Genomic DNA, 21,377 nt, shown 5'->3' with positions numbered 1-21,377 from the left:
CACCGGTTACCCGCAAAAGAGCGGCCACGCGCTGCGCGGCCAGCCGACCAACGGTCGGCTCTACCGGGTATCGGCATTGGGCCGAGGCCGGTCAGCATGAATGCCGACGCAGACACCCCGTAGAGCCGACCGTTGGTCGGCTGCTCTCCGCGCCGGCACCGATTACCCGCAAAAGAGCGGCCGCGCGCTGCGCGGCCAGCCGACCAATGGTCGGCTCTACCGGGTATCGGCATTGGGCCGAGGCCCGTGGCCGGTCAGGCCCGCAGCCGCGCCAGCACCGTGTCGGTGGCCTGGGTGGTGCTTACCGCAGCCCCCTGGGCGGCCAGATCGGCGGTGAACACGCCCGCATCCAACGCCGCATGCACGGCCGCCTCCACCGCCGCCGCTTCGTCCGCCAGCCCCAACGAATGGCGTAGCAGCATCGCCGCGCTGAAGATCGTCGCGTACGGGTTGGCGATGCCCTTGCCGGCAATGTCCGGCGCCGAGCCGTGGATCGGCTCGTAGATGCCGACCGCGCCGGGCTCACCCAGCGAGGCCGACGGCAGCAGGCCCAGCGAGCCGGCCAGCATGGAGGCTTCGTCGGTAAGGATGTCGCCGAACATGTTCTCGGTGACGATCACGTCGTACTCGCGCGGCTTGGCCAGCAGGTGCATGGCCATCGAATCGACCAGCTGGTGCTCCAGTGCGATCTCCGGGAACTCCTCGCGGCCAATCCGCGCGGCCACATCGCGCCACAGGCGCGATGTTTCCAGCACATTGGCCTTGTCCACCGAGGTGACCTTGCCGCGGCGCTGCCGTGCCAGACGGAAGGCAGTGCGCAGCACACGCTCGATTTCGGCCACGCTGTAGCTGCACAGGTCGCTGGCGGTGTCGGCGGTGCGGGTCTTCTCGCCGAAGTAGATGCCGCCGGTCAGCTCGCGCACCACCACGAAGTCCACGCCGCGCAGCAGCTCGGGCTTGATCGGCGAGGCGTTCAGCGCCGCCTCGTGGGTGCGCACCGGGCGCAGGTTGGCGTACAGGCCCAATGCCTTGCGGATAGCCAGCAGGCCCTGCTCGGGGCGCACCTTGGCGTTGGGATCGGACCACTTCGGGCCGCCCACCGCGCCCAGCAGGATCGCCTGCGCGTTGCGGCAGGCATCGAGGGTGGCGGCCGGCAGCGGTTCGCCGTGACGGTCGATGGCGATGCCCCCGATGTCGTGCTCGGTGAATACAAAGGTGTGGCCGAAGCGGGTCGCGACGGCGTCCAGTACCGCCACGGCGGCGGTGGCGACTTCCGGACCAATGCCATCACCGGGCAGTACGACGATCTCAGCGTGCATGTTCACTCTCATAGCGTTCAATTTCAGGGCCGCGGCCCAACAGATACCCCAGCTGGTCCACGCCTTCCAGCAGACAGGTCTGCGAGAAGCCGTCCAGCGGGAAGGTGTAGACCCGGCCATCGGGGGTGCGCAGTTCGCGCGTGGCCACATCGATGGTCAGTGCATCGTCGGGGCGCTGCATCAGGGTCTGCACGTCGGCCTCGTCCAGCACGATCGGCAGCAGGCCGTTCTTCAGCGAATTGCCGCGGAAGATGTCGGCGATCTCGCTGCTGACGATGGCGCGCAGGCCCAGGTCGGTCAATGCCCACGGCGCATGCTCGCGCGAGGAACCGCAGCCGAAGTTGCGCCCGGCCAGCAGGATGCTGCGGCCGGCGTTGTGCGGCTGGTTGAAGGCGAAGTCCGGAGTCGGTGAGCCGTCGGCCTGCCAGCGCCAGTCGTTGAAGGCATGCTTGCCCAGCCCGGCGCGCTCGGTGGTGGACAGGAACCGCGCCGGAATGATCTGGTCGGTATCGATGTTGGTCCCGGCCAGCACCACGCTGGTGGACGTCAGGCTACGGAAGCCGCTCATCAGGCCACCTCCCGGGCGGCGTACAGTTCACGCGGGTCGGCCACGCGGCCGTTCACCGCGGCCCAGGCGGCGGTCATCGGCGAGGCCAGCAACGTGCGCGACCCGGGGCCCTGGCGGCCTTCGAAATTGCGGTTGCTGGTACTCACCGCCAGCTGCCCGGGGGCGACCAGGTCGCCATTCATGGCAATGCACATCGAACACCCCGGCTCGCGCCATTCCGCGCCGGCCGCACGCACGATGGTGTCGATGCCCTCGGCTTCAGCCTGCCGCTTGACGATCTCCGAGCCGGGCACCACCAGCATGCGCACGCCCTCGGCGATGCGACGGCCCTGCAGCACCTGCGCCACTTCGCGCATGTCGCTCAGGCGGCCATTGGTGCACGAGCCGACAAACACCACGTCCACCGGGGTACCCGCCAAGGTCTGCCCGGCGTGGAACTGCATGTAGTCCAGGCCCTTCTGGTCGGCGGCATCGTTGGCCGCCGGAATCGGCTGGTCAACCGCGATGGCGGTGCCCGGATGGGTGCCCCAGGTCAGGGTGGGGCGGATGTCGGCGGCGTCGATATGCACGGCCGCATCGAAGCGCGCGCCGGCATCGCTGCGCAGCTGCGACCAGGCGACCACGGCGGCGTCGAAGTCGGCACCCTTGGGGCCGCGCGGGGTGTTGGCCACCCAGTCGAAGGTGGTCTGGTCCGGGGCGACCATGCCGGCGCGCGCGCCGGCTTCAATGGACATGTTGCACAGGGTCATGCGCTGCTCCATGTCCATCGCCTCGATCGCGCTGCCACGGAACTCCAGCACGTGGCCGGTACCCCCGTTGACGCCGATCACCCCGATGATGTGCAGCACCACGTCCTTGGCGCCCACGCCGACCGGCAGCACGCCGTCGACGGTGATCGCCATGGTCTTCGCTTTGCGTTGCAGCAGGCACTGGGTGGCCAGCACGTGGCCCACTTCACTGGTGCCGATGCCGAAGGCCAAGGCCCCGAATGCACCATGCGTGGAGGTGTGGCTGTCGCCGCAGACAATGGTCATGCCCGGCTGGGTGAAGCCCTGCTCGGGGGCGATCACGTGGACGATGCCGCGGTTGGCCGAGTGCAGGTCGAACAGTTCGATGGCGTGCTCGGCGCAGTTGCGCGCCAGCATCGCCACCTGCGCCTCGGAGGCGGCGCTGGCATAGGGCAGGCTGCCGTCGGCGCGGGCCGGCAGGGTGGGGGTGGAGTGGTCCATCGTGGCCTTGGTCCGGTCCGGACAACGCGGCGACAGGCCGCGTTCGCGCAGCGCGGTGAAGGCCTGCGGCGAGGTCACCTCGTGGATCAGGTGCAGGTCGATATACAGCACGGCGGGCGCGCTGTCCGATTCGGGCACGACCAAGTGGGCGTCCCACAGTTTGTCGTACAGGGTGCGGGGAGCTGGGGTCATGGGATGGCCTTGCTGCGGTTCATGTAAGGGTTGTATCAGACGGTGCGCAGGCGTGCGTCGAAACGCAGCCGCACGTAATCGGCCGTCCACTGGCCGCGCGCGTCGCGCAGGGTTGGTTCGAGCAGGGCCAAGGTGTCATCGATCACCCGCTGCCGCGCCGCGCCTTCCACCCCGGTCAGGAACGGTGAGGCGAAGGTGCGCAGCCAGCCGCGCATGCCGGTGGGCAGGGGCGTGGGGCGGGCGTCGCACGCGATGAAGCGCACCTGGAAGCCATGCGCGCGCAGCCGATCGGCGTACTGGTCGGCACTGGGGAAGTACCACGGGAATGCCGGTGTAGCGTGGCCATTGGCACACAGCGCGGCCTGCAGCGCGCTGGTGATGGCGATGACGTTGCCGTGCCCGCCCATCTCGGCGACGAAGCGGCCGCCGGGCTTCAGCGCACGGCGCACGCTTTCGATCACCCGGTCCGGCTCACGCATCCAGTGCAGGGCGGCGTTGCTGAACACCGCATCGAAGGACTGCTCGAAGCGCATCGCATGGGCATCCATGACGTGCGCCTGGATACCGCGTGCACGGGCGCCGCCCACCAGCTCCGGCGAGGCATCCACACCGGTGATGTGCGCGCCGCCGAGCGCCAGCTCGACGCTCAACACACCGTCGCCGCAGCCCAGGTCGAGGATGCGTTCACCGCGCTGCGGGTCGAGCAGCCGCGCCACCGCGCCGCCGAGCACCGGCACGAAGCCGGCATCGATGGCGTAGTCGTGGGCGTTCCAGCGCTGGCCGGCAACGGGGGCGTCGGCACTGGGGTGGTTGCTGTCGAAGGCGCTCATGCTCGGGTCCTCAGGCGGCGGCGCTGGCCGCGGGTTGCTCGGTGCTGGCACTGCGCTGGCGCAGCAGGCGGTTGGCGACCTCCAACCAGGCCAGTGCGGACGCTTCGATGATGTCGCGGCTGGTGCCGGTGCCTTCGTACTCCACGCCCTCGTGACGCACGCTCAGATTGGCCTCGCCGCGCGCATCGGCACCAATGCCGACGCTGTGCACGTGGTAGCTGTCCAGCATCAGCTGCACGCCGGTAGCCGCCGACAGCGCGCCAAACAGCGCATCCACCGGGCCATCGCCCTGGGAGGTTTCAGCAACGCGGTTGCCGTCCGGGTCGGACAGCTCCACCAGCGCGTTGGCGCGGCTGCCGACATCGCTGATGGTCATCGAGGCCAGGCGGTAGCCGCTCTGGGTGGCACTGCCCTGCATCAGGGTCTGCAGGTCGGCGTCGGTCACCACGCGCTGCTGTTCGCACAATGCCTTGAACTGCTCGAAGACCAGCTTCAATTCGTCTTCGTCCAGCCAGAAGCCCAGCGCCCGCAGGCGCTGTTCCACTGCCGCGCGGCCACTGTGGCGGCCCAGCACCATCTGCGAGGACTCCCAGCCCACATCTTCGGGGCGCATGATTTCGTAAGTGCCGCGGTGGCGCAGCATGCCGTGCTGGTGGATGCCCGATTCGTGCGCGAATGCATTGGCGCCGACCACCGCCTTGTTGCGTTGCACCGGCATGCCCACCAGGCGCTGCAGCAACTGCGAGGTGCCGACGATGCGCGGGGTGTTGATGCGGGTGTCTTCGGCGTAGAAGGCGTTGCGCACCTTCAGCACCATGGCGATCTCTTCCAGCGCGCAGTTGCCGGCGCGCTCGCCGATGCCGTTGATGGTGCATTCCACCTGGCGCGCACCGCCTTCGATGGCGGCCAGCGAATTGGCCACGGCCAGTCCCAGGTCGTTGTGGCAGTGCGCGCTGAAGATGATGCGGTCGCTGTCGGATACGCCGGCGATGACGCGCTGGAACATGCCGCGGATTTCTTCCGGCGTGGTGAACCCTACGGTATCGGGCAGGTTGATGGTGGTGGCACCGGCAGCGACCGCGACGCGGGCCACCTCGATCAGGAAGTCTTCCTCGGTGCGGGTGGCGTCTTCGGCCGAAAATTCCACGTCATCCACATAGCTGCGGGCCAGGCTGACATGCTTGTGCACCGATTCCAGCACCTGCTCGCGGCTCATCCGCAGCTTGTGCTCGCGATGCAGCGGGCTGGTCGACAGGAATACGTGCAGGCGCGCGTTGGCCGCCGCTTCCAGGGCCTTGGCCGAGGTTTCGATGTCGCCGGCCAGGCAGCGCGACAGCACCGCCAGGGTGGGGCGGCGTACTTCGCGGCCGATCATCGCCATTGCTTCGCGGTCGGACTGCGAGCTGGCCGGGAAGCCGGTTTCGATGATGTCCACGCCCAGCTCGTCCAGCGCACGGGCCATCACCAGCTTCTGCTGCGGGCTCATGCTGCAGCCCGGCGATTGCTCGCCGTCGCGCAGGGTGGTGTCGAAAATTCTAATTCGGGGGGAGTTGGGCGTGGTCACCAGGAGGTCTCCTCGACAGCGATGTCGGATGGGGTGGCAAAGGAAGGGGAAGCAACGGGAATCGTGGGTGGGGCGAGCGCGGTGGGCAGCGGTAGTCGCGTTCGTTCACTGGCGCGGCGGCGCGGTTTGCGCGGCGAGCGCGGGCGGATGTCGGCCAGCAGCTGGGCCAGCACCATCGCGTCGATGTTGCCGCCGGACACCACCGCGCATTTGCGCTTGCCGGCCACGCGGCGACCGGCGGCCAGCGCCAGCGCACCGGCGCCTTCGGCAATGATGTGTTCTTCCAGTGCCAGCCGCACCAGGGTTTCGCGCAGCTCCGCTTCGCGCACGATCACCACATCGTCCAGCAGCGCGCTGCACAGCTTGCGGGTCAGCAGGCCGGGGATCTTCACCTTGACGCCGTCGGCCAGGGTGGCGACCGGGGCGATCTCACGGACGTTGCCGCGGATCGCCCGGGCCATCGAATCGACACCTTCGACCTGCGCGCCGACGATGCGCACGCCCTGCGATTTCAGCGCCAGCGCCACGCCGGACGCCAAACCGCCGCCACCGATCGGCACGATCACCACGTCCGGTGCGTGCGGGGCCAGTTCGATGCCCAGCGTGCCCTGGCCGGCGATCACGTCCGGGTCGTCGAAGGCGGACAGGAAGCGGTAGCCATGCTGGTCGGCCAACGCGCGGGCGAAGGCATAGGCCTCGTCGTAGCTGTTGCCGTGCTGGCGTACCGTGGCGCCCCAGTGGGCGACGCCGGCGATCTTGGTCGCCGGTGCGCCGTGCGGCATCACCGTGATCGCCGGGATGTTCAGGCGATAGGCGGCCCAGGCCACGCCCTGGGCATGGTTGCCGGCCGAGGCACAGATCACCGGCCGCTCGTCGCCGCGCTCGCGCCCGGCCAACAGCGCATTCAACGCGCCGCGCACCTTGTAGGAACCGGTGCGCTGCAGGTTCTCCAGCTTCAACCACACGCCGAAGCGCTCGGCGTAATGCAGCGGGGTGGGCGGCAGGAAACGGCGCAGGCGCGCCTGCGCGGCCAGCACGTCAGCGACGCTTACCTCGCCTACGTCCGGGTCCTGCGTGGCGTAGCTAGCGGGCATGCCGGTCCAGACCACGCAGGTTGCCGCAGGCTGCCCGCTGCGGGAACGGCGCGCCTGCGTGCGAGGTCGTGCATCCCTGTGCTTGGAGAAGACACCTCCGTACCGGCACCGGTGTCACGGTGCGGGCGTTCATGCCGAGACTCCGGCAGTGGGTTCCAGCGCGCTGATGCGCACCGAAATGCAGTCGTAGATCTTTTCGATCTGCCGGCACAGCGTTTCCGGCGGACGGTTGCTGTCCACCACCAGCTGCAGATGCCAGCGGCCCGCGTCATCGGCATTGGGGGCGCCGGCGATCGCGCGCGGGGCGAAGCCGCGACGTTCGGCCATGCCGATCACGCGCAGCAGCGCCCCTTCGGCGGGGACCAGCACCAGGTCAAGCCGGTATTGCATTGGGGAACTCCTGGGTCTGGTGAGCGGGGTTGCTGTCCAGCATCGTGCTGTTGGCGTTGTTGGGCGGCACCAGCGGCCACACGTTGGCGCGTGCGTCGATGGCCACGTGCAGCAGGGCCGGGCCCGGCTGGGCCAGCAACGCGGCCAGCCCCCCTTCGACATCGTCGCGGGCATCGATGCGGGTGGCCGGAATGCCGAACACCTGCGCCAGTGCGGCGAAGTCCGGGTTGTCGGACAGGTCGATCTCGCTGTAGCGCTCGGCGAAGAACAGTTCCTGCCACTGGCGAACCATGCCCAGCGAGCTGTTGTCCAGCAGCACGATCTTCACCGGCAGGCGGCAGCGGGCGATGGTCACCAGCTCCTGCACGTTCATCATGAAACTGCCGTCACCGGAGACCAGCACCACGGTGCGGTCCGGGCAGGCGAACTGCGCGCCCATCGCCGCCGGCAGGCCGAAGCCCATGGTGCCGAGCGCGCCACTAGTGAGGTGGTTGCGCGGGTGGTTGAAGCGGCAGTGCTGGGCCACCCACATCTGGTGCTGGCCGACGTCGCAGGCGATGATCGCATCGCTCGGGGCCAGCTCGCTCAGGCGCTTCAGCAACGCCGGGGCGTAGATGTGCTTGCCCGGTGCGTCGTAGCGGGCAGCGAAGCGTTCGCGGTTGCTGTTGCAGCGCTTGCGCCAGGTGTCCTGGCTTGCCGGTGGCGCGGCGGAGGCGGCGGCAGTCAGCGCACGCAGGGCGGTGCCGACGTTGCCGGGCACGGCGATGTCGGCGGTGCGCAGCTTGGAGATTTCATACGCATCGGCGTCGATATGGATGACCCGTGCGAACGGGGCGAATTCATTCAACTTGCCCGTGGCACGGTCATCGAAACGCGCACCGACCACCACCAGCAGGTCGCTCTCCTGCACGGCCATGTTGGCCGCGCGGGTGCCGTGCATGCCCAGCATGCCCAGGTAGTGCGGGTGCTGCGCCGGCAGCGCGCCCAGCCCGCGCAGGGTCAGTACGGTGGGGATCGCACTGGCATCCACGAAGCGGCGGAAGTCCTCCACCGCATCGCCCAACGCCACCCCACCACCGGCATAGATGACCGGCTTCTCGGCCTCGGCGATGGCCACGATGGCCTGTGCCAATGCCGCGTCCTGCGGGGCTGGCGGCGGGCTCACCAATGCCGGCACATGCGCGGGCAGGTGCGCGGCGTCGGCGATCTGCACGTCCTTGGGCAGGTCGATCAGCACCGGCCCGGGGCGCCCTTCCCGGGCGATGCGGAAGGCCTCGGCGACTACCCGCGGCAGGTCATCGACCGAGCGCACCAGCCAGCTGTGCTTGACGATCGGCAGGGTCAGCCCGAACACGTCCAGTTCCTGGAACGCGTCGGTGCCCAGCAGCGGGGTGGCAACCTGGCCGGTGATGCAGACCATCGGCACCGAATCGAGCATCGCATCGGCGATGCCGGTGACCAGGTTGGACGCGCCCGGGCCGGAGGTGGCCACGCACACGCCGACCTGGCCGCTGGCGCGGGCGTAGCCATTGGCGGCCAGCGCCGCGCCTTGTTCATGGCGGACCAGGATGTGCTTCAGCCCGGAATCCACCAGGGCGTCGTAGAACGGCATGATGGTGCCGCCCGGATAGCCGAACAGCGTATGCACGCCCTCGGCTTCCAGGGCCTGCGTCAACCAGCGTGCGCCGTTGCGGGGCGCGCTGCTGTGTGCGGAGGTATTCATGCGGTGACCTTTACGAAAGCGGGTGGGGGAGCCGCGGGTTACGCGGCTTGACTTTGCAACCAGACCATCTTGGCGCGCAGTTCCTTGCCTACCTTCTCGATCGGGTGCTCCAGGTCGGCCTGCTTGAATTTGTTGTAGTTGGGCAGGCCCGCTTCGTACTCGGCCACCCAGTTCTTGGTGAAGGTGCCGTTCTGGATGTCGGTCAACACGTCCTTCATGCGCGCCTTGGTGCCGGCATCGATGACGCGCGGACCACTGACGTAATCGCCGTACTGGGCGGTTTCGGAGATGAATTCCAGCATCCGGGTGATGCCGCCTTCGTAGAACAGGTCCACGATCAGCTTCAGTTCGTGCAGGACCTCGTAATAGGCGATTTCCGGCTGGTAACCGGCTTCCACCAGGGTCTCGAAACCGGCCTGGACCAGCGCCGAGGCCCCGCCGCACAGCACCGCCTGCTCGCCGAACAGGTCGGTCTCGGTCTCTTCCTTGAAGGTGGTCTGGATCAGGTTGGCGCGGGCGCCGCCCAGGCCGGCGGCATAGGCCAGCGCGTACTCGGCCGCCTTGCCGCTGCGGTCCTGGTGGACCGCCCAGATGCACGGCACGCCGCGCCCGATTTCGTACTCGCGACGCACCAGCGCGCCGGGGCCCTTCGGCGCGACCAGTACTACATCCAGATCCTCGCGGGGTTTGATCATGTCGAAATGCACGTTCAAGCCATGCGCGAACAGCAGGCACGCGCCTTGTTTCATGTTCGGCGCGAGCACGTCTTCGTAGAGCTTCTTCTGCACCATGTCCGGGGTCAGCACGGCGACCAGGTCGGCGTCCTTGACCGCCTCGGCGGGGGCCTGGACGGTGAAGCCGTCGGCCTGCGCCTTGACCTCGGTGGGGCCGCCCGGGCGCAGCCCGATGACAACGTCGAAGCCGGATTCACGCAGGTTCAAGGCGTGGGCGCGGCCCTGACTGCCGTAGCCGACAACAGCGATCTTGATCTGGGGCAGGTCGTTGGTGCTCATGGGGAAGATCCTTTGGAGGCAAAAAAAAGAAGGCCGACGGTCAGCGACGCGTCGGCCAATCAGGGGAAGGGGTGGCGCGCGCAGGGCCACGGCCACACGCACACGCCGGTGGGGCGCTGGGCATCGGGGCGGCGGTGGCGGGCTGGCGGGTCATGGGGAAGGGAAACTCGGCGTGGGGAAGGGGAGGGGGAGGAAGAATCGAGGGGCTCTGAAACGAAAAAACCCGCACCTGGGTGGGTGCGGGTTTTGATGGATACCTGGCAGTCTTGCTTACACGCCGGTCCGTCCCGCACCTGTTGGTTGGGTAATAAGTACGAGGACAAGAAGCGAACGGATCGAGGCCGCGCCGGGGTCGGCGTGCTGGATGGATTCGCGGATGGCTGTGCGCTGCAACATGAGATCGAGAAAACCACAGCGCTTTCAGGGCTGTCAACCGTTGCGGCGATATTTGCAACGGTTTCGCCTGCATCCAGCGCAAAGCCCCGCCACGCAAGGATGGTTGCGGCTGAAATCGTTACGGTGAACCCGAATTCACTATTTTGCCGCGGCATTCTGCGCGGAAATGATCTTCCTTTCGGGCACGCCCATGACCATTGTCCGATGCCGTCGCCGGGCAATTACGGCCACTATCAAGCCGCTACCACCCATCAGGAACCACCCCGTGTCCCGACGTCTTGCCCGCGGCCTGCTTGCCGCCGCTGTCCTGTGTGCCCTTCCCATGCTCGCTTCGGCGGCCGACCGCGTCACCGGCCACGCCTTCGCGACCCGCTCGGAAGTCATTGCCCCGCACGCGATGGCGGCCACCTCGCAGCCCTTGGCGACCCAGATCGCACTGGACGTGATGAAGTCCGGTGGTTCGGCAATGGATGCGGCCATCGCCGCCAACGCGGCGTTGGGGCTGATGGAGCCGACCGGCAACGGCATCGGCGGCGACCTGTTCGCCATCGTCTGGGACCCCAAAACGCAGAAGCTGTACGGTTACAACGGCTCCGGGCGTTCCCCGAAGTCGCTGACCCTGGCCGAGTTCCAGCGCCGTGGCCTGAAGGAAATCCCGGCCACCGGCCCGCTGCCGGTGTCGGTGCCGGGCGCGGTGGATGGCTGGTTCGCGCTGCACGAGCGCTTCGGGCGCAAGCCGATGGCCGACAACCTGGCCCCGGCCATCCGCTACGCGCGCGAGGGCCATCCGGTGGCCGAGGTGATCGCTTACTACTGGGACCGCTCGGTGCCCAAGCTGTCGCAGTACCCCGGTTTCAAAGAGCAGTTCACCGTGGATGGCCATGCGCCACGCAAGGGTGAGATGTGGAAGAACCCCAACCTGGCCAACACCCTGGAGCAGATCGCGCAGGGCGGGCGGGATGCGTTCTACAAGGGCGACATCGCGCGCACCATCGGCAGCTACTTCAAGGCCAACGGTGGTTACCTGAGCTACGACGACCTGGCCAGCCACCACGGTGAGTGGGTCGAGCCGGTCAGCAGCAACTATCGCGGTTACGACGTGTGGGAGTTGCCGCCGAACAGCCAGGGCATTGCCGCGCTGCAGATCCTCAATGTGCTCGAGGGCTACGACTTCTCCAAGATCGCCTTCGGCTCTCCCGAGCACGTGCATCTGTTCGTGGAGGCCAAGAAGCTGGCCTTCGCCGACCGCGCGCGCTTCTATGCCGACATGGCGTTCCAGCCGGCGCCGGTGGACAAGCTCATTTCCAAGGGCTACGCGGCCGAGCGGCGCAAACTGATTTCCATGGACAAGGCGCTGCGCGAGGTGCAGCCGGGCACGCCCAAACAGCTGCAGGAAGGCGACACGATCTACATGACCGTAGCCGACGCGGACGGCATGATGGTGTCGCTGATTCAGTCCAACTACCGTGGCATGGGCAGCGGCATGGCGCCGCCGGGGCTGGGCTTCATCCTGCAGGATCGCGGTGAGATGTTCGTGCTGCAGAAGGACCATCCGAACGGCTACGCGCCGGGCAAACGACCGTTCCAGACCATCATTCCCGCGTTCGTGACCAAGGGCGGCAAGCCGTGGATGAGCTTCGGGGTGATGGGCGGGGCGATGCAGCCGCAGGGCCATGCGCAGATCGTGATGAACATGGTCGACTTCGGCATGAACCTGCAGGAAGCCGGCGATGCGCCGCGCATCCAGCATGAAGGCTCGACCGAGCCGACCGGACAGGCCACTGCGATGAGCGACGGTGGCGAGGTCAACCTGGAAACCGGCTTCCCGTATGAAACCGTGCGTGCGCTGATGCGCAAGGGCCATCGGGTGGTATTCGCCGATGGCCCGTACGGTGGCTACCAGGCGATCCTGCGCGACCCGGACACCGGCGTGTATTACGGCGCCTCGGAAAGCCGCAAGGATGGGCAGGCTGCGGGGTACTGAGGTAACGCCAACACAAAGCAGGAGCGATCTTCGATCAGGTGCGCCGCGCGCGTCCGGGGCCCCTTGGCGGCCGGCAGACCCTTGTGCAACTGTCCCCCGGCCGACGCCTGCGGCGCCGGCCTCCTCCTTTATTTTGCCAAGGACCTGCCGGCCGCCAAGGGGCTCGGCTTGCGGGACGTGAAGAGCGGCATCCACGCATGGCATGGATCTACGGCCGCCGGGGAGCTCCGCACGCGGGCACCGATGCCCGGGTGCCGGTAGGTCACCACCGTTGGTGGTGACGCTTTGCGCCGACAGCCTCCTCGTTTGGGCGTGCCGCGAGCGTCGGGGGCCCCTTGGCGGCCAGCAGACCCTTGTGCAAATGTCCCCCGGCCGCCTGCGGCGCCCTCCTCCTTTATTTTGCCAAGGATCTGCTGGCCGCCAAGGGGCTCGGCTTGCGGTGCGCGAAGGGTGCTATCCACGGATGGTGTGGATCTACGGCCGCCGGGGTGCTCCGCACGCGGTCACCGATGCCCGCGTGCCGGTAGGTCACCACCGTTGGTGGTGACGCTCCCCCCACGCCTGCGTGGCCAGAATGCTGGCAGGCCAAAAGAAGCATGTTTTTGCCCTGCCTTCCGCAAGCCTATCGGCTGCGAAGCGGCCCGAACGCGCGCAGCATGCCCGAACGAAGCCGTAAGCCGACCAACGGTCGGCTTCACGGTTGCGCAGGTTACCGGGTGCGCGCCCGCTACGGCGCCCGCGCGGCCTCGTCGCGGGTTTCTTCCTGCGCGGCGATTTCGCGCTCTATCCAGGCGTCCATCATGTGTCGCGCGCGCTGCGCGCGGCGACGCTGCAAGGCATATTCCATGTCCAGCACGCGGTACAGCGACCACATCACCAGCAGCATCAACAGGGCAAACGGTAGTGCGGCAATGGTGATCATGCCCTGCAGTGCATCCAGGCCGCCGGCCAGTAGCAGTGCACCGGCAATCAACGCAATCGCCACCCCCCAGGCCATCTTGCGCGACAGCGGCGGCTCGCCGGCTTCATCGGTGGACATGGTGGCCAGCACCAGCACTGCGGAATCGGCCGAGGTCACAAAGAAGATCACCAGCAGCACCAGCGCCACTACCGACAACACGGTCGGCATCGGCAGGCTGTCGAACATCGTGAACAACACGGTTTCATAGCCGTTGCCCAGCGCCTGGACCAGGTCGACGTGGCCGAAAATCTGCGACCACAGCGCCGTGCCGCCAAACACCGAGAACCACAGGAAGCCGAGCACGCTCGGCGCGATCACCACGCCCAGCACGAACTCGCGGATGCTGCGCCCACGCGAGACCCGCGCGATGAACGAGCCTACGAACGGGGCCCAGGCGATCCACCACGCCCAGTAGAAGATCGTCCAGTCCGCCACCCATGTGCTGCCCGAGAACGGCGACATGCGCAGGCTCATCGTCACCAGCTGGTTGAGGTAGGAACCCAGGGTGGTGGTGAACGTGTCGAAGATGAAGCCGGTCGGCCCCAGCACCAGTATCAGGGCCAGCAGCAGCGCGGCCAACCCCAGGTTGAAGTTGGACAGCCACTTGATGCCGCGGTGCACGCCGCTGGTGGTCGAGGCCATGTAGAGCACGAACGCGACGGCAATGATGGTGAGCTGCACGGCGGGCGAGGAGCGGATGCCGAACACCCGCTCGATGCCGGCGGCAATCTGGATGGTGCCAAAGCCCAGCGTGGTGGCCACGCCGATGGCCGTTGCCACCACGGCGGCCACGTTCACCACCGTGCCGATCCAGCCGCGATGATGGCGGCCGATCAGCGGCTGCAGCAGGTCACTGATCAACCCACGGCCATTGCGGTTGAACTGGAACCACGCCATTGCCAGCCCGATCAGTGCGTAGATGGCCCACGGGTGCAGGCCCCAATGGAAGAAGGCGTAGCGCATCGATGCACGTGCCGCGTCCATGCTCTGCGGCGCCAGCCCTTCGGGCGGCTTGACGAAGTGCGAGATCGGCTCGGCGGCGCCCCAGAACACCAGGCCGATGCCCATGCCCGCAGCGAACAGCATCGACATCCAGCTGGCATTGGAAAAATCCGGCTCGGCATCTTCACCGCCGATGCGCAACGAACCGAAACGGCCGAACGCCAGGTACATCAGGAACGACAACGTGATGAACACCACCAGCAGGTACAGCCAGCCGGTGCTCTTGATGATGGGTGTCAGGCCGCTCTGGATGACGGCATTGAACGGGCCGGGCGCGATCCCGGCCAGCAGCACCAGAACAATGACCAGTGCGATGGAAATACGAAACACCATGCAGGAGTTTCTCCGAACAAATGGGGCGAGCGAATGCTTGCAGTCTCCAGCGGCACAACGGCGACAACTGGGGCGATTCAAGCCGGTCGATGCCGGACTGTGCGGGTGGCCAGAACAGGGGCTCTGGTCGGGCGGTGGGAAGCAACAGGGCGTATACCGCGCCGCAACATTCTAGTCCAGGCAGCGTCAGGGCGTTGTTCACGCGCACGCCGGAGCAAGGCAATCGCCCGCTGTCCGGCGGCTACCGTGGTGTCGTTTGTGGTCTAATTCGCCCCGAAGCGGGGGTACCGCGGCCACATGGCCAAGGTTGAGACAGTCCCTTCGAACCTGATCCGGTTGATACCGGCGTAGGAAGCTTCGCAACTGCAGATGCACTGCGCCGCAGGGCTACCGTGCCCGGTGACCGCCCGCAATCCGTCTGCCGTGCGCCGCCGCTTCGTCCCCGACCTTTTTGGACGATGCCCGATGAACGCACAGCCTTCCGCCCTGCAGCAACAGGCCCAGCAACTCTCCGAGTCGGTGACCCGCCCGATTCCAGGGTCGCGCAAGATCCACGTGCCCGGTTCGCGCAGCGACCTGCAGGTGCCGATGCGCGAGATCGTGCTGACCCGCACGCCCACGCTGTTCGGCGGCGAGGAGAACGCGCCGGTGACCGTCTATGACACCTCCGGGCCCTATACCGACCCGCAGGCGAGCATCGATCTCTCGGTGGGGCTGGCGCCCTTGCGCGCCGGCTGGGTGGCCGAGCGTGGCGACACCGAACTGCTGACCGGCCTGAGCTCGACCTTTGGCCGCTCGCGCGAAACCGATGCGCGCCTGGACGCGGTGCGGTTCCCATCGCGCATTACCCCGCGTCGTGCCATGGCCGGGGCCAATGTCACCCAGATGCACTATGCGCGGCGCGGCATCATCACCCCGGAAATGGAATTCGTGGCGATCCGCGAGAACCAGCGCATCGAAGCGATCCGCGATGCGGCCCTGCTGAAGCAGCACCCCGGGGAGTCGTTTGGCGCCTCCCTGCCGAAGATCATCACCCCGGCGTTCGTGCGCGATGAAATCGCCCGCGGCCGCGCCGTGTTACCCAACAACATCAACCACCCGGAAAGCGAACCGATGATCATCGGGCGCAATTTCCTGACCAAGATCAACGCCAACATCGGCAACAGTGCGGTGTCCTCGGGTATTGCCGAAGAAGTGGAGAAGCTGGTCTGGGCGATCCGCTGGGGTGGCGACACGGTGATGGACCTGTCCACCGGCAAGCACATCCACGAGACGCGTGAGTGGATCATCCGCAATTCGCCGGTCGCCATCGGCACCGTGCCGATCTACCAGGCGTTGGAGAAGGTGGACGGTCGTGCCGAGGCGCTGACCTGGGAGATCTTCCGCGACACCCTCATCGAGCAGGCCGAACAGGGCGTGGACTACTTCACCATCCATGCCGGCGTGCTGCTGCGCTATGTGCCGCTCACCGCACGACGCGTCACCGGCATCGTCTCGCGCGGCGGCAGCATCCTGGCCAAGTGGTGCCTGGCCCACCACAAGGAGAATTTCCTCTACACGCACTTCGAGGACATCTGCGAGATCATGAAGGCCTACGATGTGACCTTCTCGCTCGGCGATGGCCTGCGCCCCGGGTGCATCGCCGATGCCAACGACGCCGCGCAGTTCGGTGAGCTGGAAACGCTTGGCGAACTGACGAAAATCGCATGGAAGCACGACGTGCAGACCATGATCGAAGGGCCCGGCCACGTGCCGATGCAGCTGATCAAGGAAAACATGGACAAGCAGCTGCGCGAGTGCGGCGAAGCGCCGTTCTACACGCTCGGCCCGCTCACCACCGACATCGCACCGGGCTACGACCACATCACCAGTGCGATCGGCGCGGCGATGATCGGCTGGTATGGCACGGCCATGCTCTGCTACGTCACCCCCAAGGAACATCTGGGCCTGCCCAACCGGCAGGACGTGCGCGACGGCATCATGGCCTATCGCATCGCCGCGCATGCCTCGGACCTGGCCAAGGGCCATCCCGGTGCGCAGGTGCGTGACAACGCACTGAGCAAGGCGCGTTTCGAGTTCCGCTGGGAAGACCAGTTCCACCTCGGGCTGGATCCTGAGAAGGCCAAGGAATTCCACGACGAGACGCTGCCCAAGGATGCGCACAAGCTGGCCCACTTCTGTTCGATGTGCGGGCCACACTTCTGCTCGATGAAAATCACCCAGGACGTGCGCGACTACGCGGCCGAGCATGGCCTGACCGACGATGCGGCGCTGACCGAAGGCATGGCCGACAAGTCGGCGCAGTTCCGCGATCTCGGTGCCGAGGTCTATCGCCCGCAATGACGCCCCCTGCCGGGACGGCGTCGCGCGGTCCCGGCAGGCTCATGCGGTATCGCCGGCAACCGCGCTAAGCTCGGCCCGACCGGGGACAGGCAAGGGCATCGGCATGGCGATCGCACGCACCACCAAATGGCTGGCCATCGCCCGCCGGCATCCGTCGGCGTGGTTGCTGGCCGTGCAGCTGCTGGGCGTCCTGCTGTACCCGGCGATGGACGAGGCCGGGGCCGGGCGTGCGTTGTTCGGTGCGTTCGGGATTGCGGTGCTGGGGTTGTCCCTGTGGGTGGTGCGGCGCAGCCCGCTGGGGATGTGGCTGGCCCTGCTGCTGGCCATTCCGTCGGTGGTGTTCTCCATCACCGGTGCGGTGTGGGGCAAGCCCGCACTGACCACCACCGCGCAACTGCTGGAATGCCTGTTGTACTTCTATACCGCCGGCAGCCTCACCGCCTACATGCTGCAGGACCACAAGGTCACCCGCGACGAGCTGTTCGCGGCCGGGGCGACATTCACCTTGTTGGCCTGGGCATTCGCGTTCGCCTTCTCGGTCTGCCAGCAGTGGTATCCGGGCAGTTTCCTGGCCACCAGCGAGAGCGAACTGCGCACCTGGATGGAGCTGCTTTATCTCAGCTTCAGCTTGCTGTCAGGGGTAGGGTTGAGCGATGTCGTGCCGGTGCATCCGCAGGCACGCGCCCTGGTGATGCTGGAGCAGTTTGCGGGCGTGATGTATGTGGCTCTGGTGGTTTCGCGATTGGTCGGGTTGACCATGCTGCAGCGGGGTCGCCGCTGAGGTGTGCTCGAAACTGAATCGCAGATAAAAAATTCGCGCCCGAAGGCGCGAATGCTGAAGCGATTTATGTGAATTCGTCGGCGAGAGAGAGCCTGATGTTGGCCGCACGCACAGGCGCGGTTAACCGGCATAGGCTAGTATTCGCGCGCTTCAGTGTTTTTGCGGTTTGCGCTGATGCCATGTGCGGAATCTGGCGGTTCGTTCGATCGTTTGTCGGTTGATGAAGGCTGCGTTCCTGTTCTTCTGCATTTACTCGTAACACTGGAATGATCAGCCACGTAAGTGAGACACCTTCAGCCGATGTGTTCAGGATCGGCGATTGCACCGTCACGATGTCCTCCCGCGAGGTCATGGTGCCCGGCGCGCGTCGCACCCGTCGGCTCACCCCCAAGGCATTGGGGGTACTGAAGGCGTTGCTGCGCTCGCCCGGTGCGGTGGTGACCCGCGATGAGCTGTTCGCCGAGGTGTGGCCCGATACGCTGCCTACCAACGATGTGCTCACCCAGGCCGTCACCCAGCTGCGCAAGGCATTTGCCAGCGACGATGACGCTGCGGTCTATATCGAAACCATTGCCAAGACCGGCTACCGCCTGCTGGTGCCGGTGAGTAGCGTCGATACGGTCGGCGCGATGGACGCCGGGGCGGTCGATGCCACGGTGGTTGCGCACGCTCCGATCGATCTTTCCGCGCTGCCCACGCCGGCGATGACACCGGCGGTGGCGATCGTGCCTGCCACGGTCTCCGCGCGCAGCCGCTGGCGACGTATCCGCCGTTACGTGCTGCTGGCGGTGGGCATCGGCATGCTGGTCGCGCTGCTGGTGTTGACCGCCCTGCTGCTGCAGCGGCCCACGCCGGTTGCCGCGTCCAGCGGCGTGCTCGAAGACGGCAGCCGCGTGGTCGGCAGCCCCCAGCGGCCGTATCGCCTGATTACCGCCACGGCGGGTTTCGAGACCTATCCAACGTTGTCGCCGGACGGCTCGCAGGTGGCCTACGAAGCCGACAGCAGTGCCCGTGAGGGCAGCGCCATCAAGGTGCAGACCTCCGGCAATGCACCGGCGCGGTCGCTTACCGATACACCGGATGGCTACTCGGACCGTTTCCCGACCTGGTCGCCGAACGGGCGCGATATCGCGTTCGCACGGTTTGGCCCGGGTGCAAGCTGTGAAGTACTGATTGCCAGCGCCACCGGCGGTGCGGTGCGCCATGTGACCCGCTGCGATGGCACCGAACTGCTGAGCTTCGACTGGACACCTGATGGCCACGGGCTGCTGTTCGGGTCGCTGGCAGGGCGCTTCGCCCATCGCGGCATCCGCATCCTGGACATCGCCAGTGGCCGGTGGACGGCAGTGGCCTATGACGTGGCCGCCGACAGTTTCGACTACGCCCCGCGCTATTCGCCGGATGGGCGCTGGATCGTGTTCGTACGCAACCCGCAGATCGGCGACCTGTGGCGCCTGCCTGCCGAGGGCGGCGTGCCCGAGCAGCTGACCGCCGACTCGGCAGAAATCCGTGGCTGGGCATGGCGCAGCGACAGCCGCCACATCGTCTTTGGGCGCCGCGTGGACAGCGAGGCACGGCTGTACGAACTGGACATCCAGACCCGTACCCTGCGCGATGTTGGCATCGACGATGCACAGTCCCCGGCGGTGTCGCGCAACAGCGAGATGCTGGCCTTCGTGCATCGCAAGGCGCAGTTCGGCCTGTTCCGCGTGCCGCTCAAGGACGGTCGCCCGGGCACGCCGGAGCGTCTGTTTGCCTCCAACGGGCGTGATGGCCAACCGATGCTGGCACCGGACGGGCGCCAGCTGGTGTTCACCTCCGATCGCTCCGGCAACTACGGCTTGTGGTGGGCCGACCTCGACCGGCCCGAGTCGCTGCGCCCGGTGGAAGGGCTGCGCCCGGAAACCCGCCAGGCCGCCGATTGGTCGGCTGACAGCAGCCACCTGCTGGTGTCCGGGCGCGACGGGCAGGCCAATCCGGTGATTTATGAGGTCTCCCCGCGCGATGAGCAGGTGGTGGCCTTGCCGGTTCCCGTCGCCCAGCCGTTGCAGGCGTTGTACACCGCCGACCCGGCACAGGTGCTGGTGGTCGATCGTGACGCCCGCGAGCGCATGCGGCTGTTGCTGTTTGATCGCCAGCAGACGCCGTGGGCCCTGCTGGCCAGCCTGGACGGCGTGTCGCAGGCGCGGTTCGATCCTGCCAGCCAGCGCGTCCTGTTCACCCGCCTGTCTGCCGGCGGGCTGTGGTCGGCCGATGCCCGGCTCAGCGCCGACAGCATCCAGCAGATCAGCGACGACCGTCCTACCCGCTGGCGCTATCGGACCTGGGCGGTGGCCCGCAGTGGCAGCGTCGACTATCTGTCCAACCGTACCGATTGCGCCACGCTGTTGTCGCGGATCACCGCCGGCCAGACCGACGTCGAGCACTGCCTGGATGCCGCGCGCCTCAGTGCCGGCAACGGATTCAGTGCGCAGCCCGATGGCAGCGCGTTGTATGTGGCCCTGGCGGTGGCCGATGGCGCCGACATCGGCGTGATGCCCCTGCCGACGACCGCCGCGCCGGTCTTCCCGTCGATTGCCAACGCATTGTTTTTCAAGGCGAAGTAGCCGTCGTGATTCCTTCGTATCGGCCTCGTGCCGAATTCGGATGAATCTCGTTGTTGTTTCCTGACGACACCGGCCTGATTTGGCAAAACGTTTGCCCAGTTACGGCAAACCACGGTGTAGTCATGCGTCAGCTTTCCCTCGCCGATCGCGGCCAATCGCTTTCCCTGGACAAGATCGTCGACGACGGTCCGCTGCCCACCTGCCTGGGCGTGGCCCGGCTCGGCAGCCTGCAGACCGCTGGCGCTACCTTCACCGTGTGGATGCAGCTACGTGGCAGCGCATGGGTGGAATCCAAGGAAGGACGCTTCCGCCTGCGGCAGCGCGAGTGGATCGCCTTCGAGAAGGAATCCAGGCCGATGATCCAGGCCGGGCGCGATGGGTTGTGCATCGGCCTGAGCCTGACTCCGGATGCATTGCGCGCGCTGGGTGAACTGGAAGACTGCAGCCTTTACGCCGGACGCGGCAGCATGAGCCGCGGTGAAGTGCGGGTGGCGCTGCGGTTGTGGCGCGATGTGCTGGCCAGCGGCCAGCCCGCGCAGTCGCTGCGCCCGGTGCTGCTGCACCTGGCCTCGCTGCAGCGCGTGCTCGCCACCGGCGTACAGCGTTGCCCGGGCCGCTCGCGCATCCGCAAGCGCCAGGTGTTCGGGCGCATGCAGCGTGCGCGCCTGTACCTGGAAGGCAACAGCCATCGCGTCGTGCGCATCGGCGAGCTGGCCGAGCTGACCAACTTCTCCAGCTGGTACCTGTCCAAGACCTTCCAGAGCCTGTACGAAGAAAGCCCGCAGTCGTTGTCGGCACGGTTGCGCCTGGAGCGCGCTGCCGACCTTCTGCGCGATACCGACATGATGATCGGCGAAGTGGCCGCCGCCAGTGGATTTGACAACTGTTGCAGCTTTGCGCGGGCGTTTCGCGCACGTTACGGGCAGTCTGCGTCAGGCTTCCGCGAGGCCGTCGGAATGCTCCCGCCAAAGTCGGCAAAGCCTTCGGTTGCTTCCCGCAAATAATAAAGTGCAACGCAATCGTAACTTTCCGAGGCGTTTTAACACGCT

15 protein-coding genes and 1 riboswitch are annotated in these 21,377 nt (G+C 67.0%); of the genes, 5 read left to right on the top strand and 10 right to left on the bottom strand.

The window, feature by feature from the left end; genetic code table 11:
- Positions 1 to 254: 254 nt before the first annotated feature.
- The 9 genes from leuB to ilvC form a co-directional block, all read right to left on the bottom strand.
- A complete protein-coding gene (leuB, locus tag AC3IR9_RS17115; RefSeq protein WP_489292213.1) occupies positions 255 to 1,319 on the bottom strand; it encodes a 3-isopropylmalate dehydrogenase in 1,065 nt (354 codons plus the stop codon).
- Positions 1,309 to 1,887: a 3-isopropylmalate dehydratase small subunit gene (leuD, locus tag AC3IR9_RS17110; protein WP_489292211.1), complete on the bottom strand. Its 579-nt coding sequence runs from the start codon at positions 1,885 to 1,887 to the stop codon at positions 1,309 to 1,311. Before leuD ends, leuB begins: the two co-directional genes overlap by 11 nt.
- Positions 1,887 to 3,308, bottom strand: coding sequence for a 3-isopropylmalate dehydratase large subunit (leuC, locus tag AC3IR9_RS17105; RefSeq protein ID WP_489292209.1), 1,422 nt, complete (start codon positions 3,306 to 3,308; stop codon positions 1,887 to 1,889). Before leuC ends, leuD begins: the two co-directional genes overlap by 1 nt.
- Before the next feature lie 35 nt (positions 3,309 to 3,343).
- The gene (locus AC3IR9_RS17100; RefSeq protein ID WP_489292207.1) at positions 3,344 to 4,138 is read right to left on the bottom strand and encodes a class I SAM-dependent methyltransferase; all 795 of its coding nucleotides are present in this window, start codon (positions 4,136 to 4,138) and stop codon (positions 3,344 to 3,346) included.
- A gap of 10 nt (positions 4,139 to 4,148) precedes the next feature.
- A complete protein-coding gene (locus tag AC3IR9_RS17095) occupies positions 4,149 to 5,702 on the bottom strand; it encodes a 2-isopropylmalate synthase (protein WP_489292206.1) in 1,554 nt (517 codons plus the stop codon).
- Positions 5,699 to 6,796: a threonine dehydratase gene (locus AC3IR9_RS17090; RefSeq protein WP_489292204.1), complete on the bottom strand. Its 1,098-nt coding sequence runs from the start codon at positions 6,794 to 6,796 to the stop codon at positions 5,699 to 5,701. Before AC3IR9_RS17090 ends, AC3IR9_RS17095 begins: the two co-directional genes overlap by 4 nt.
- A 129-nt stretch (positions 6,797 to 6,925) precedes the next feature.
- Entirely contained in the window at positions 6,926 to 7,186 is a 261-nt protein-coding gene (locus tag AC3IR9_RS17085) for an ACT domain-containing protein (protein WP_489292202.1), read from the bottom strand.
- Positions 7,170 to 8,909: an acetolactate synthase 2 catalytic subunit gene (ilvG, locus tag AC3IR9_RS17080; RefSeq protein ID WP_489292201.1), complete on the bottom strand. Its 1,740-nt coding sequence runs from the start codon at positions 8,907 to 8,909 to the stop codon at positions 7,170 to 7,172. Before ilvG ends, AC3IR9_RS17085 begins: the two co-directional genes overlap by 17 nt.
- A gap of 38 nt (positions 8,910 to 8,947) precedes the next feature.
- Positions 8,948 to 9,922, bottom strand: a complete 975-nt coding sequence (gene ilvC / locus AC3IR9_RS17075) for a ketol-acid reductoisomerase (protein WP_489292200.1) — start codon at positions 9,920 to 9,922, stop codon at positions 8,948 to 8,950.
- A gap of 661 nt (positions 9,923 to 10,583) precedes the next feature.
- Between ilvC and ggt the strand changes: the two genes are divergently transcribed.
- A complete protein-coding gene (gene ggt, locus AC3IR9_RS17070; protein ID WP_489292199.1) occupies positions 10,584 to 12,302 on the top strand; it encodes a gamma-glutamyltransferase in 1,719 nt (572 codons plus the stop codon).
- 727 nt (positions 12,303 to 13,029) lie between these two features.
- Here the strand turns inward: ggt and AC3IR9_RS17065 are convergent.
- Entirely contained in the window at positions 13,030 to 14,598 is a 1,569-nt protein-coding gene (locus tag AC3IR9_RS17065; RefSeq protein WP_489292198.1) for a BCCT family transporter, read from the bottom strand.
- Between the two features lie 270 nt (positions 14,599 to 14,868).
- A riboswitch (TPP riboswitch) is annotated at positions 14,869 to 14,969 on the top strand.
- 94 nt (positions 14,970 to 15,063) lie between these two features.
- Here AC3IR9_RS17065 and thiC point away from each other — a divergent pair.
- The 4 genes from thiC to AC3IR9_RS17045 all read left to right on the top strand — a co-directional run bounded on the left by thiC (position 15,064) and on the right by AC3IR9_RS17045 (position 21,332).
- Positions 15,064 to 16,941, top strand: a complete 1,878-nt coding sequence (gene thiC, locus AC3IR9_RS17060) for a phosphomethylpyrimidine synthase ThiC (protein WP_489292196.1) — start codon at positions 15,064 to 15,066, stop codon at positions 16,939 to 16,941.
- 103 nt (positions 16,942 to 17,044) lie between these two features.
- Positions 17,045 to 17,722 (top strand): ion channel, encoded by a 678-nt coding sequence (locus AC3IR9_RS17055; protein WP_489292195.1) that lies wholly within the window; start codon positions 17,045 to 17,047, stop codon positions 17,720 to 17,722.
- Between the two features lie 266 nt (positions 17,723 to 17,988).
- Positions 17,989 to 20,328, top strand: a complete 2,340-nt coding sequence (locus AC3IR9_RS17050) for a winged helix-turn-helix domain-containing protein (RefSeq protein WP_489292194.1) — start codon at positions 17,989 to 17,991, stop codon at positions 20,326 to 20,328.
- A 122-nt stretch (positions 20,329 to 20,450) separates the two neighbouring features.
- Positions 20,451 to 21,332, top strand: coding sequence for a helix-turn-helix transcriptional regulator (locus AC3IR9_RS17045; protein WP_489292193.1), 882 nt, complete (start codon positions 20,451 to 20,453; stop codon positions 21,330 to 21,332).
- Positions 21,333 to 21,377: the final 45 nt, after the last annotated feature.

The organism is Stenotrophomonas sp. GL_101, from assembly GCF_057835675.1.
This window is presented reverse-complemented; position numbering and strand designations above follow the sequence as displayed.